The following is an 11,730-nucleotide window of genomic DNA, read 5'->3' as shown; positions in this document are numbered from 1 at the left end:
GGGTCTGACGCCCCTGTTCATCAGGCGAAATCAGGCGGCCCTGGGTTTGGCCCAGCGCCAGTGGTCCAGCGTCGGCGCCTGGGGCGCGAGGGCGATGCAGTCCTCCGGGCAGGCCTCCAGGCATTTGCTGCAGCCGGTGCAGGCGTTGCTCAGCACGCAATGGATCTGCCCGTTGGCGCCGACGATGGCGTCGGTCGGGCAGGCGCGGAAACAGCGCGTGCAGCCGGTGCACTCGGCCGCGTCGATGCGCGCCAGCATGGGCGCGGCGAGCGCACTGGCGTCCAGCGGCACGCCGAGCAGTTCGGCCAGGCGCTCGGCCAGCGCGGCCCCGCCGGGCGGGCAGCAGGTGACCGCGGCGCTGCCCTCGACCAGGGCGTCGGCCGCCGCACTGCACCCCGGGTAGCCGCATTGCCCGCACTGGCTGCCGGGCAGCAGCGCCTCGATTTCCTTGATCAGCGGGTTCTCCTGCGAAACCGCCAGGTAGCGCGCCGCCAGGCCGAGGCCGCCGCCCAGCAGCAGGCCCATCAGTGCAAGAACCAGAATTGCGCCCAGCATTGCTCCTCCTTCGCCAGCCTCGCCGGCGGCGTGCGTTTCAGATCAGGCCGGCGAAGCCCATGAAAGCCATCGCCAGCAACCCGGCGGTGACGAAAGCGATCGGCGCGCCGGCGAAGGCCGCCGGCACGCTGGCCAGCGCCAGGCGTTCGCGCAAACCGGCGAAGATCACCATGACCAGGGTGAAGCCCAGCGCCGAACCCAGGCCGAACAGCCCCGCCTCGGCCAGCCCGTGGCCTTCGCGCACGCTGATCAGCGGCACGCCCAGCACGGCGCAGTTGGTGGTGATCAGCGGCAGGTAGATACCCAGCGAGCGATACAGCGGCGGGCTGACCTTGCGGATGATCATCTCGATCAGCTGCACCAGGCCGGCGATCACCAGGATGTAGGAGAGGATGCGCAAAAAGCCGATGCCCAGCGGCTGCAGCACGTAGTGTTCGAGCAGCCAGCTGCTGATGCCGCCCAGGGTCATCACCAGGGTCGTCGCCAGGCCCATGCCCAGCGAGGGGTCGAGCTTGCCGGAGACGCCCATGAACGGGCACAGGCCGAGGAAGTAGACCAGCACCACGTTGTTGACCAGCACGGTGCCGATCAGAAACAGCGCATATTCCATAACCCCTCCCAGCCTATTGGCAGCGCTTGCACCGTTGTCGGGCAAAGGCCTCGTTGCGAGGGGTTTTGCATCAAGCATGCCACGCCCAGCCAGAGCGCCGACGGCGCCCAAAGAGCCCGGAATTCGTTGATGCAGATCAATGAATGATGCGATAGCGCCCCACCGGCAAAGGCGCCGCCTGACGGGCTTTGTGGGGTTTGCGACAGCCCGCCGGGGACGCACGCGCCTCCCTGTGGGATTTGCAACAGCCCGGGCGGCAATCGGCGGGTGAAAATCCGCCGCCATCACGCGTTCAGGGCCTCACAGGCCCGTCGACGCGGGCGGCGCTCAGCGGCACGCCCTTTGCAAAACCCCATTTACCGTATGGCTTTGCCGCGGATACCGGCGCACAGACGCCGGCTTCGCCGCATCGATGAGGAACTGCACATGACCCAGGCCACCTCCGACTTGGATGCGGGGCAATCCACTGCGTCCGACGGATTGGCGCCCGAGGTGTTCCAGCAGGCTGTGGAGCACGCGCCAATCGCCATCTCCATCACCGACCTGAAGGCCAACATCCTCTATGCCAACCGCGCCTTCAGCAGCATCACCGGCTACGACAGCCGCGAGGTGATCGGCAAGAACGAATCGGTACTGTCCAACGGCACCACGCCGCGGCTGGTCTACCAGGCGCTCTGGAGCCGCCTGGCACAGAAGAAGGCCTGGTCCGGGATGCTGGTCAACCGGCGCAAGGACGACAGCCGCTACCTCGCCGAGCTGACCGTGGCACCGGTGCTCGACGAGCACGAGCAGACCGTCTACTACCTGGGCATGCACCGCGACAGCAGCGACCAGCACAAGCTCGAGCAGCGCGTCAGCAACCAGCGCCTGATCATCGAGGCGGTGGTCGACAGCGCACCGGCCGCCATCGTGGTGCTCGATCACGCCCGGCAGATCCGCCTGGCCAATCCCAGCTTCAACCGCCTGGCCGCCGAGCTCGGCGAGCAATCCACGCCCAGCCAGCTGGTGAACCTGCTCGAGGAGAGCCTCGGCGGCGCCATCGAAGCGCTGAAGCTGCAGGGCCAGGCCTTCACCGGCAAGGAAGTCACCTTCGACCTCGGCGGCCGCACGCCGCGCTGGTTTTCCTGCCACGGCCGCGCCATCCGCATCGAGGGCGAGCACGCCGACGACTTCTTCGACCCGGGCGAGGAAAACTACCTGCTGCTCACGGTCAACGACATCACCGCGCTGCGCCAGCAGCAGCAGGCTTCCCAGCTCAACGCCCTGAAGGTGCTGATGGCCGAGGAAGAACTGCTCGACGGCATGCGCGAGACCTTCAACGGCGCCATCCACCGCCTGCAGGGGCCGGTCAACCTGATCAGCGCGGCGCTGCGCATGCTCGAACGGCGCCTGGGCGACAGCGCCGAAGGCGATCCGGTACTCAGCGCCATGCGCGAAGCCAGCCAGGCCGGCATGGATGCGCTGGAAAGCCTCAGCGGCTCGATCCCGCTGCGCCAGGCCGGCAGCTGCGTGCCGGTCAACGTCAACCAGCTGATCCGCGAAGTGGTCAGCCTGATGACCGACCAGTTGCTCGCCCAGGGCATCGTCGTCGACTGGCAGCCGGCGCTGCGCCTGCCCTGGGTGATGGGCGCCGAAGGCCGGCTGCGCAGCATGATCAAGCAATTGCTGGAAAACGCCATCGAGGCCATGAGCCAGAACCAGGACAACCCGCGCACGCTGTCGATCGTCACCCGCATCCAGGGCCAGCGCGTGGTGCGCCTGGAGATCGCCGACAGCGGCCCGGGCATCGCGCCGGAGCTGGCGCTGAAGGTTTTCGAACCCTTCTTCAGCACCAAGCCACCGCACAAGGCCGGCCGCGGCATGGGCCTGGCCATGGTGCAGGAAACCGTCACCGAGCACGCCGGCACGGTGCATATCGACACCGGCTACGAGCAGGGCTGCCGGATCGTCGTCGAACTACCCTTCTCGGCCAGCTGACAGGGGGAGCCGCATGAACGCCACATTTGCCGAACGCCCCGTCGCCCCGACCCGCAGCGAACTGCTGGATTGCCAGCTCCAGGCCCTGGCGCAGATCGCCCGCATCCTCAACCGCGGCCGGCCCATCGAGGAGCTGCTGGCCGAGATCCTCGCCGTGCTGCACGAAGACCTCGGCCTGCTGCACGGGCTGGTTTCCATCTGCGATCCGAAGAACGGCACCTTGCAGGTCGGCGCCGTGCACACCGACTCCGAGGCGGTGGTGCGCGCCTGCGAAAGCACCCGCTACCGCATCGGCGAAGGGGTGTTCGGCAACATCCTCAAGCATGGCAACAGCGTGGTGCTCGGCCGCATCGACGCCGAACCGCGCTTTCTCGACCGGCTGGCGCTGTACGACATGGACCTGCCCTTCATCGCCGTGCCGATCAAGGCCGTCGACGGCACCACCATCGGCGTGCTGGCGGCCCAGCCCGACCGCCGCGCCGACGAGCTGATGCCCGAACGCACCCGCCTGATGGAAATCGTCGCGCGGCTGCTGGCGCAGACCGTGCGCCTGGTGGTGAACATCGCGGACGGCCAGGAAGTGGCCGACGAGCGCGACGAACTGCGCCGCGAAGTCCGCGCCAAGTATGGCTTCGAGAACATGGTGGTGGGCCACACCGCCTCCATGCGGCGGGTGTTCGACCAGGTGCGGCGCGTCGCCAAGTGGAACAGCACCGTGCTCATCCTCGGCGAATCCGGCACCGGCAAGGAACTGATCGCCAGCGCCATCCACTACAACTCGCCGCGTGCGCACCAGCCGCTGGTACGCCTGAACTGCGCCGCGCTACCGGAAACCCTGCTCGAATCGGAGCTGTTCGGCCACGAGAAAGGCGCCTTCACCGGCGCCGTGAAGCAGCGCAAGGGCCGCTTCGAACAGGCCGATGGCGGCACCCTGTTCCTCGACGAGATCGGCGAGATCTCGCCGATGTTCCAGGCCAAGCTGCTGCGCGTGCTGCAGGAAGGCGAGCTGGAGCGCGTCGGCGGCACCCAGACGGTGCGGGTCAACGTACGCATCGTCGCCGCCACCAACCGCGACCTGGAGCACGAGGTGGAGCAAGGCAAGTTCCGCGAGGACCTCTACTACCGCCTCAACGTCATGGCCATCCGCGTCCCGCCGCTGCGTGAGCGCAGTGCCGACATCCCGGAGCTGGCCGAATTCCTCCTCGACAAGATCGCCCGCCAGCAGGGCCGCCCGCTCAAGCTGACCGACAGCGCCCTGCGCCTGTTGATGAGCCACCGCTGGCCGGGCAACGTGCGCGAACTGGAAAACTGCCTGGAGCGCTCGGCGATCATGAGCGAGGACGGCACCATCAGCCGCGACGTGGTCTCGCTCACCGGCCTCGACCATGACGCCACGCCGCTGGCACCGGTCCCCGAGGTCAACCTCGCCGACGACAGCCTCGACGACCGCGAACGGGTCATCGCCGCCCTGGAACAGGCCGGCTGGGTCCAGGCCAAGGCCGCCCGCCTGCTCGGCATGACGCCCCGGCAGATCGCCTACCGGGTGCAGACGCTGAACATTCACATGCGCAAGATCTGAAGGCTTCGGCGCTCAGCCCTGCCGAAGCGAGCGGGATTGCCGACACAACGCCTCAGGCGCGCCCGGTGGAAGGCAGCAGGATCGTCAGGATGCCGAGCAGCGGCAGGTAGGCGCACAGCCGGTACACGTACTCGATGCCGTGGAGATCCGCCAGGTGGCCGAGCAGCGCGGCGCCGATACCGCCGAAGCCGAACATCAGGCCGAAGAAGACCCCGGCGATCATGCCGACGTTGCCTGGCACCAGTTCCTGGGCGAAGACCACGATGGCGGAGAACGCCGAGGCGAGCACGAAACCGATGACCATGCTCAGGATGCCGGTCCAGAACAGATCGACGTAGGGCAGCGTCAGCGTGAAGGGCGCGACGCCGAGGATGGAAAACCAGATCACCTTCTTGCGGCCGATCCTGTCGCCGATGGGGCCGCCGAAGAAGGTGCCCGCCGCGACGGCGCCGAGGAACAGGAACAGGTAGAGCTGGGAGTTGGCCACCGACAGGCCGAACTTCTCGATCAGGTAGAAGGTGAAGTAGCTGGTGAAGCTGGCCATGTAGAAATACTTGGAGAACACCAGCAGCGCCAGTATCACCAGGGCGAAGCGCACCCGTCCCTTGGAAAGCCCATGGGTGGCCTGGCCGCCCTGCTTGAGCCGGAACAGGCTCAGGTGGTTGCGATACCAGCGGCTCAGGCCGTAGAGCACCCCGATCGCGAACACCGCGAACAGGCCGAACCAGGCGACGCTGCCCTGCCCGTAGGGAATGACAATGGCCGCCGCCAGCAGCGGGCCGAAGGCGCTGCCGGCGTTGCCGCCGACCTGGAAGGTCGACTGCGCCAGGCCATAGCGGCCACCCGAGGCCAGGCGTGCCACGCGCGAGGTCTCCGGGTGGAAGGTCGAGGAGCCGATCCCCACCAGGGCCGAGGCCATGAGGATGGCGGCGAAGGAGCCGACGAAGGCCAGCAGCAGGATGCCGATCAGGGTGCAGAGCATGCCGGCGGGCAGCAACCAGGGCTTGGGATGGCGGTCGGTGTGGTAACCGACCCAGGGCTGCAGCAGCGAGGCGGTGAGCTGGAACGTCAGCGTGATCAGGCCCACCTGGGTGAAGCTCAGGCCGTAGTTGGCCTTGAGCACGGGATAGATCGACGGCAGCACCGCCTGGATCAGGTCATTGATCAGGTGCGCCAGGGCGCAGGCGCCGATCACGCGCATCACCAGGGGGCTGGCTTGGCTGGCGACCGAGGCGGTCACCGAAGGGGTGGTACTGCTGGACATCGCATGTCATCCGCACAGGCAAGAGGGGCGCCGGGTCGATCAGCGAGCGGCAGCGCTCGGGGCTGCACGCGTCGCTGAAACGACCGGACATGGGAACAACCAATGGCTCGACCGCCTTCGCAGGTGCCGTCTGAGCGCTGGCGCTATCCTAGGCACCCGGTAAATTGCCTGTCTCGCTCGATTTAGGCAGACACCCTCGCGAAAAAGGAAATCATGCCCAGACCATTGGAAAAACTGCTGGCGGAAGTGGACGAAGCACCCTGGGCCGTCGTGAGCAGCGCGACCGACTACCCGGAAGGCTGGTTCATCGAACCGCACTGCCACGCCAAGCATCAGCTGATCTACGCCATCGAAGGCGTGATGGTGGTGCACACCGCATCGAGCCAGTGGACCGTGCCGCCCAGCCGGGGCATCTGGATGCCCTGCGGGCAGGTCCACTCGATTCGCTGCGTGGGTTCGCTGAAGATGCGCAGCGTCTTCGTGCGCACCGACGCGGTTCCGCACCTGCCGCACGAGACCCGGGCCGTGAGCATTTCCGCGCTGCTGAGCGAGCTGATCAAGAGCTCCATCGGCATCAGGGCGCCCTACGCCCCCGACTCGCGCGAGGCCAGGATCATGCGCCTGATCCTCGACGAGCTCAGCCTCCTGCCGGCCTTGCCCCTGCAACTGCCGCAGCCGGCCGATCGACGGATCGGCACGATCTGCTCGACCTTGCAGAACGATCCGGGCGACGGCTCGACGCTGGCGGACTGGAGCGAGCGGCTGAACCTCGATGAAAAGACCATCCAGCGGCTGTTCCGCAAGGAAACCGGCATGACCTTCGGCCGCTGGCGCCAGCAGGCCCGGCTGCTCCTGGCACTGGAACGCATCGCCGTGGGGGAGCGGATCATCGACGTCGCGGGCGCCCTGGGCTACGACAGCCCGAGTGCGTTCGCCACCATGTTCAAGAAACAGTTCGGCACGACGCCGAGCCAGTTCTTCAGATGAGGTACCGCCCGGGGATTTGCAGGAGCCAGCTTGCTGGCGATCCGCCGCACGCCGCTGATCGCCGGCAAGGACTCGGCGCGTCCCCGGGCTCCTACGGGGTCACCACGCTCACCCTGCCTCCGGCAACCTCGCGATCACCTTGACCTCGAACTGGAAACCATAGAGCCAGGTCACGCCCACGGCGGTCACCGTCGGGTGTGGCGCCTCGCCCCAATACTCGGACAACACCACCTTCCAGGCCCGCTCGAAGATCGCCTCGGGGTCGACCATGAAGAGGGTCACGTCGACCACATCGTCGAACGTGCAACCCGCTTCTTTCAGGATCGCGTTCAGGTTGTCGAAGGCGCGCCGGACCTGCGCCTCCAGTTGCGGCTCGGGTGAGCCGTCCTCGCGGCTGCCGACCTGCCCGGAAACGAACAGGAATCCGTTGGAACGGATCGCCGGCGAATAACGATTGAGCTCGTAGAGCGCCTGGCGCCCGGCTGGGAAAACGACGTCACGCTTGGCCATGAGAGTTCCTCCATCGATGGGCCGTGCCGGCCCGTGATTGACCATGGAGGGGACTGTAGGCCGGCCCAGCGCCTGGATAAACTCGCAAGCCCAGCCAACACTGTTTGCAGATTCCAAACAATCGACGGGCAACAGGAGCAGCGATGGACCGTTTCGATGCGATGCAGGCCTTCGCCCGTGTGGTGGAAACCGGCAGTTTCACCAAGGCGGCCGAGACCCTGCACATGAGCAAGACCAGCGTCACGCAGCTGGTGCAGCAACTGGAGGCGCGGCTGCGTGTCCGCCTGCTCAATCGCACCACGCGCAAGGTCAACGTCACCGCCGACGGTGCCGCCTACTACGAGCGCGTGGTGCGCCTGCTGGCCGACATGGACGATGCCGAGACCAGCCTGTCCAGCGCCTCGACCTTGCCCCGGGGGCGCTTGCGGGTGGACGTGCCCAGCCCGCTGGCGCGCATGATCCTGGTGCCGGCGCTACCGGCCTTCCACGCACGCTACCCCGATATCCAGCTCGACATGGGCGTGAGCGACCGCCGGGTCGACCTGATCGACGAGAACGTCGACTGCGTGGTGCGCGGCGGCGACATCACCGACCAGTCGCTGGTGGCCCGCCGCGTCGGCGACCTGCGCCTCGGCGTCTACGCCGCACCGGGCTACCTGGAACGCGCCGGCATGCCCCGGCACCCATGCGAGCTGGAAAACACCCACCACCGCATCGTCGGCTTCCTCTGGGCGCGCGCCGGCAAGGTCTTTCCCTACGCCATGCACGGCAACGGCGAACGCGTCGAGGTGCTCGGCCAGTACGTGCTCGCGGTCGACGACGGCAACGCCTACCTCGCCGCCGGCCTGGCCGGCCTCGGCATCCTCTGGCTGCCGGACTACATGGCCAAGGAGCATTTGGCGCGCGGCGAACTGGTGCTCCTGTTCGAACACTGGCAACTCGAGCCAATGCCCCTGTACGTGGCATTCCCGCCGAACCGGCACGTCAGCGCCAAGCTGCGGGTGTTCATCGATTGGGTCGCCGAACTCATGGCGCAACATGCGCCCATCATCGACCGGCGGCCATGAGCGAGATGAACCGGCCAGCGCTGCGCCGGTCAGCCCGCCAGGGCCGCTTCGATCGCCGCGACGTCGATCTTTCTCATGGTCATCATGGCGTCGAACGCACGCTTGGCCGCGGCTCGATCGGGATGGGCGATCGCCTCCGTCAGGACACGCGGCGTGATCTGCCACGACAGCCCCCACTTGTCCCGGCACCAGCCGCATACGTTCTCCTCGCCGCCGTTTGCGACGATGGCGTTCCACAAGCGGTCCGTTTCGGCCTGGTCGTCGGTCGCCACCTGGAACGAGAACGCCTCGTTGTGCTTGATCCCCGGCCCGCCGTTCAGCCCCAGGCAGGGGATGCCCATCACCGTGAACTCGACCGTCAGGACGTCGCCCTGATGGCCCGCCGGATAGTCGCCGGGCGCGTGCAGCACAGCGCCTACCGCGCTGTCCGGAAACGTCTCGGCATAGAACCTTGCAGCCTCCAGAGCCGCGCCGTCGTACCAGAGGCAAATGGTGTTCTTGCTGATCATCTGGGTTCTCCGAAAGGGTGGGCGACAGGGGCATTCTAGTCGCCGACGCCCAGCCCTTCCGGGTAGCCGACGTGCTGCCATGGCACGTGGCCGAGGCCGCCCCGTTCGAGCCGTGAGCTGCTATTTTCATAAGTCCGGCAAGCACGCGGCTCCCGCTCCGGGAAAGTCCGTGCCGCCTGGCCCAGAGGAGATACAACATGGCGCGATTCACGGGTGGTTGCCTATGCGGCGACGTCCGCATCGTGGCGTCGGGCCGCCCATACCGGGTCGGCCTTTGCCATTGCCTCGACTGCCGCAAGCATCACGGGGCCCTGTTCCACGCCTCGGCGATATTCCCTCAGGCGGCGGTGACGGTCACGGGCGAGACACGCGACTACGCCGGGCGATTCTTCTGTCCCCGCTGCGGCTCGTCCGTCTTCGCGCGCACCGCGGACGAAATCGAGGTGAGCCTGGGAGCCCTCGATGCCCCCGACCAGCTGATGCCCACCTACGAGCTCTGGACCGTCCGCCGCGAGTCCTGGCTGCCGGCGTTTCCGCTCACCCATCATTACGCGCGCGATCGCGACGCCAGCGGGCGCCTCGAGGAGTAGCCCGGCACCAGCGGGCCGGGGCGCTGGTGCGGATCGCGGCCCGCCATGCGCAATCGTCTGGAGCACCGGGTCGCGACAGCCCGGGAACCGGGCGTGCGCAGCTTGTCGCCTTTGCGACAGCCGCCCCGCCCGGCCCCGCCACTTTGTTCGTTGCGAAACAACGAATTCCGCCCGCTTTCTGAAAAATTCGTTCTTAAACAATGACTTGAAAACAGGCACAAGCCTTGCTGCAGGTACCGGGGACAGACCTCTATTCGGAGACCGAACATGGAACTGAACGTACTGGGCCAGAGCGAGGCCGGGCCAACCGCCGGGGGCGGTTGTTCAGCGGGTTCCTGTGGCAGCTCGGATGACCAGCTCGCGCACCTTCCCGAGCACATCCGCGAGAAAGTGCACAACCACCCCTGCTACTCCGAGGAGGCGCACCACTACTTCGCGCGCATGCATGTGGCGGTGGCGCCGGCCTGCAACATCCAGTGCCACTACTGCAACCGCAAGTACGACTGCGCCAACGAATCGCGCCCGGGCGTGGTGTCCGAGCTGCTGGAGCCGGTGCAAGCGGTGAAGAAGGTCAAGGCGGTGGCGGCGACCATCCCGCAGATGACCGTGCTCGGCATCGCCGGCCCGGGCGACCCGCTGGCCAACCCGCAGCGCACCTTCGAGACCTTCCGCATGCTGTCCGAGCAGGCGCCGGACATCAAGCTGTGCGTCTCCACCAACGGCCTGGCCCTGCCCGACTGCGTCGACGAACTGGCCAAGCACAACATCGACCACGTGACCATCACCATCAACTGCGTGGACCCGGACATCGGCGCCGAGATCTACCCCTGGATCTACTGGAACAACAAGCGCATCCGCGGGCGCAAGGCGGCCAAGATCCTCATCGAACAGCAGCAGAAGGGCCTGGAGATGCTGGTCGAGCGCGGCATTCTGGTGAAGGTCAACTCGGTGCTGATCCCCGGCGTCAACGATGAGCACCTGAAAGAGGTCAGCCGCATCGTCAAGGCCAAGGGCGCCTTCCTGCACAACGTCATGCCACTGATCGCCGAGGCCGAGCACGGCACCTTCTATGGCGTGATGGGCCAGCGCAGCCCGGAACCGGAGGAACTGCAGGACCTGCAGGACGCCTGTGCCGGCGACATGAACATGATGCGCCACTGCCGCCAGTGCCGCGCCGACGCGGTGGGCCTGCTCGGCGAGGACCGCGGCGACGAGTTCACCCTCGACAAGATCGAGAGCATGGACGTCGACTACGAGGCGGCGATGGTCAAGCGCGCCGCCATCCACGCGGCGATCAAGGAGGAGCTGGACGAACGCGCGGCGAAGAAGGCGCGCCTGGCCACCCCCAGCGCTGCGCAGCTCACCGGCACAGTGGACAAGGGCCATCGCCCGGTGCTGATGGCCGTGGCCACCAGCGGCGGCGGCCTGGTCAACCAGCACTTCGGCCATGCCCGCGAATTCCTCGTCTACGAGGCCTCGCCGGCCGGGGTGCGCTTCATCGGCCACCGCAAGGTCGAGCAGTACTGCATCGGCAACGACAGCTGCGGCGACAAGGACAGCGCACTGTCGGGCAGCATCCGCGCGCTCAAGGGCTGCGAGGCGGTGCTCTGCTCGAAGATCGGCTTCGAACCCTGGGGCGAGCTGGAAGCCGCCGGCATCCAGCCCAACGGCGAGCACGCCATGGAGCCCATCGAGGAAGCGGTGCTGGCGGTGTATCAGGAAATGATCGCCAGCGGCCGCCTCGACGCGGCAACCCAAGCGGAGCAATGCCTGATGGCATGAGGAGGTGGAGCATGGCACTGCAAATCGTCGAATCCTGCGTCAACTGCTGGGCCTGCGTGGATGTCTGTCCGAGCGAGGCAATCAGCCCCGGCACTGCGTACTTCCGCATCAGCGCGCACAAGTGCACCGAATGCGACGGCGACTACGCCGAGCAGCAGTGCGCGAGCATCTGCCCCATCGAAGGCGCGATCCTGCTGGCCGACGGCAGCCCGGCCAACCCGGCCGGCTCGCTGACCGGCATTCCGCCGGAACGGCTGGCCGAGGCCATGCGCACCATCCAGGCCCGTTGAGGAGGTTGCC

Annotated in this window: 12 protein-coding genes; 7 read left to right on the top strand and 5 right to left on the bottom strand. The window is 67.1% G+C overall.

What is annotated here, in order from left to right:
• Positions 1-30: 30 nt before the first annotated feature.
• Together CXK94_RS08905 and rsxA are read right to left on the bottom strand one after the other, a co-directional pair.
• Positions 31-555, bottom strand: a complete 525-nt coding sequence (locus CXK94_RS08905; RefSeq protein WP_102894042.1) for an RnfABCDGE type electron transport complex subunit B — start codon at positions 553-555, stop codon at positions 31-33.
• A gap of 37 nt (positions 556-592) precedes the next feature.
• Positions 593-1,165, bottom strand: coding sequence for an electron transport complex subunit RsxA (rsxA, locus tag CXK94_RS08900; protein WP_037044052.1), 573 nt, complete (start codon positions 1,163-1,165; stop codon positions 593-595).
• A 426-nt stretch (positions 1,166-1,591) separates the two neighbouring features.
• Between rsxA and nifL the strand changes: the two genes are divergently transcribed.
• Positions 1,592-3,142, top strand: a complete 1,551-nt coding sequence (gene nifL / locus CXK94_RS08895) for a nitrogen fixation negative regulator NifL (RefSeq protein WP_102894041.1) — start codon at positions 1,592-1,594, stop codon at positions 3,140-3,142.
• A 13-nt stretch (positions 3,143-3,155) separates the two neighbouring features.
• The gene (gene nifA / locus CXK94_RS08890) at positions 3,156-4,721 is read left to right on the top strand and encodes a nif-specific transcriptional activator NifA (RefSeq protein ID WP_102894040.1); all 1,566 of its coding nucleotides are present in this window, start codon (positions 3,156-3,158) and stop codon (positions 4,719-4,721) included.
• Positions 4,722-4,773: 52 nt separating this feature from the next.
• On the opposite strand, the gene CXK94_RS08885 is transcribed toward nifA, so the two are convergent.
• Positions 4,774-5,985: an MFS transporter gene (locus tag CXK94_RS08885; RefSeq protein ID WP_102894039.1), complete on the bottom strand. Its 1,212-nt coding sequence runs from the start codon at positions 5,983-5,985 to the stop codon at positions 4,774-4,776.
• A 213-nt stretch (positions 5,986-6,198) separates the two neighbouring features.
• Here CXK94_RS08885 and CXK94_RS08880 point away from each other — a divergent pair, with 213 nt between their 5' ends.
• Positions 6,199-6,972, top strand: coding sequence for an AraC family transcriptional regulator (locus CXK94_RS08880; protein WP_014596152.1), 774 nt, complete (start codon positions 6,199-6,201; stop codon positions 6,970-6,972).
• 108 nt (positions 6,973-7,080) lie between these two features.
• Here CXK94_RS08880 and CXK94_RS08875 read toward each other — a convergent pair whose 3' ends face one another.
• Positions 7,081-7,482: a RidA family protein gene (locus tag CXK94_RS08875; protein WP_014596151.1), complete on the bottom strand. Its 402-nt coding sequence runs from the start codon at positions 7,480-7,482 to the stop codon at positions 7,081-7,083.
• Between the two features lie 143 nt (positions 7,483-7,625).
• Between CXK94_RS08875 and CXK94_RS08870 the strand changes: the two genes are divergently transcribed.
• Complete coding sequence (locus tag CXK94_RS08870; RefSeq protein WP_102894038.1) at positions 7,626-8,549, top strand: LysR family transcriptional regulator; 924 nt, start codon at positions 7,626-7,628, stop codon at positions 8,547-8,549.
• A gap of 29 nt (positions 8,550-8,578) precedes the next feature.
• Here CXK94_RS08870 and CXK94_RS08865 read toward each other — a convergent pair whose 3' ends face one another.
• Positions 8,579-9,058 carry a VOC family protein gene (locus CXK94_RS08865; RefSeq protein WP_011912486.1) on the bottom strand — a complete coding sequence of 160 codons (480 nt, stop codon included), beginning with the start codon at positions 9,056-9,058 and terminating at the stop codon, positions 8,579-8,581.
• A gap of 197 nt (positions 9,059-9,255) precedes the next feature.
• Here CXK94_RS08865 and CXK94_RS08860 point away from each other — a divergent pair, with 197 nt between their 5' ends.
• The 3 genes from CXK94_RS08860 to CXK94_RS08850 all read left to right on the top strand — a co-directional run bounded on the left by CXK94_RS08860 (position 9,256) and on the right by CXK94_RS08850 (position 11,720).
• On the top strand, positions 9,256-9,648 hold the full coding sequence (locus tag CXK94_RS08860; RefSeq protein WP_102894037.1) for a GFA family protein: 393 nt from the start codon (positions 9,256-9,258) through the stop codon (positions 9,646-9,648).
• A 267-nt stretch (positions 9,649-9,915) separates the two neighbouring features.
• The gene (nifB, locus tag CXK94_RS08855) at positions 9,916-11,430 is read left to right on the top strand and encodes a nitrogenase cofactor biosynthesis protein NifB (RefSeq protein ID WP_102894036.1); all 1,515 of its coding nucleotides are present in this window, start codon (positions 9,916-9,918) and stop codon (positions 11,428-11,430) included.
• 11 nt (positions 11,431-11,441) lie between these two features.
• Positions 11,442-11,720 (top strand): 4Fe-4S binding protein, encoded by a 279-nt coding sequence (locus tag CXK94_RS08850; protein ID WP_014596147.1) that lies wholly within the window; start codon positions 11,442-11,444, stop codon positions 11,718-11,720.
• Positions 11,721-11,730 lie beyond the last annotated feature (10 nt).

The sequence above is a fragment of the Stutzerimonas stutzeri genome, from assembly GCF_002890915.1.
In the GTDB taxonomy this organism is placed as follows: Bacteria; Pseudomonadota; Gammaproteobacteria; order Pseudomonadales; family Pseudomonadaceae; genus Stutzerimonas; species Stutzerimonas stutzeri_AF.
This window is presented reverse-complemented; position numbering and strand designations above follow the sequence as displayed.

Excerpts from the sequence above, each read along its gene's own strand:
- CXK94_RS08885 (WP_102894039.1), bottom strand. The coding sequence starts at position 5,985 with ATGTCCAGCAGTACCACCCCTTCGGTGACCGCCTCGGTCGCCAGCCAA.
- nifB (WP_102894036.1), top strand. The coding sequence starts at position 9,916 with ATGGAACTGAACGTACTGGGCCAGAGCGAGGCCGGGCCAACCGCCGGG.
- rsxA (WP_037044052.1), bottom strand. The coding sequence starts at position 1,165 with ATGGAATATGCGCTGTTTCTGATCGGCACCGTGCTGGTCAACAACGTG.
- CXK94_RS08850 (WP_014596147.1), top strand. The coding sequence starts at position 11,442 with ATGGCACTGCAAATCGTCGAATCCTGCGTCAACTGCTGGGCCTGCGTG.
- CXK94_RS08870 (WP_102894038.1), top strand. The coding sequence starts at position 7,626 with ATGGACCGTTTCGATGCGATGCAGGCCTTCGCCCGTGTGGTGGAAACC.
- CXK94_RS08905 (WP_102894042.1), bottom strand. The coding sequence starts at position 555 with ATGCTGGGCGCAATTCTGGTTCTTGCACTGATGGGCCTGCTGCTGGGC.
- CXK94_RS08880 (WP_014596152.1), top strand. The coding sequence starts at position 6,199 with ATGCCCAGACCATTGGAAAAACTGCTGGCGGAAGTGGACGAAGCACCC.
- nifA (WP_102894040.1), top strand. The coding sequence starts at position 3,156 with ATGAACGCCACATTTGCCGAACGCCCCGTCGCCCCGACCCGCAGCGAA.
- CXK94_RS08865 (WP_011912486.1), bottom strand. The coding sequence starts at position 9,058 with ATGATCAGCAAGAACACCATTTGCCTCTGGTACGACGGCGCGGCTCTG.
- nifL (WP_102894041.1), top strand. The coding sequence starts at position 1,592 with ATGACCCAGGCCACCTCCGACTTGGATGCGGGGCAATCCACTGCGTCC.
- CXK94_RS08860 (WP_102894037.1), top strand. The coding sequence starts at position 9,256 with ATGGCGCGATTCACGGGTGGTTGCCTATGCGGCGACGTCCGCATCGTG.
- CXK94_RS08875 (WP_014596151.1), bottom strand. The coding sequence starts at position 7,482 with ATGGCCAAGCGTGACGTCGTTTTCCCAGCCGGGCGCCAGGCGCTCTAC.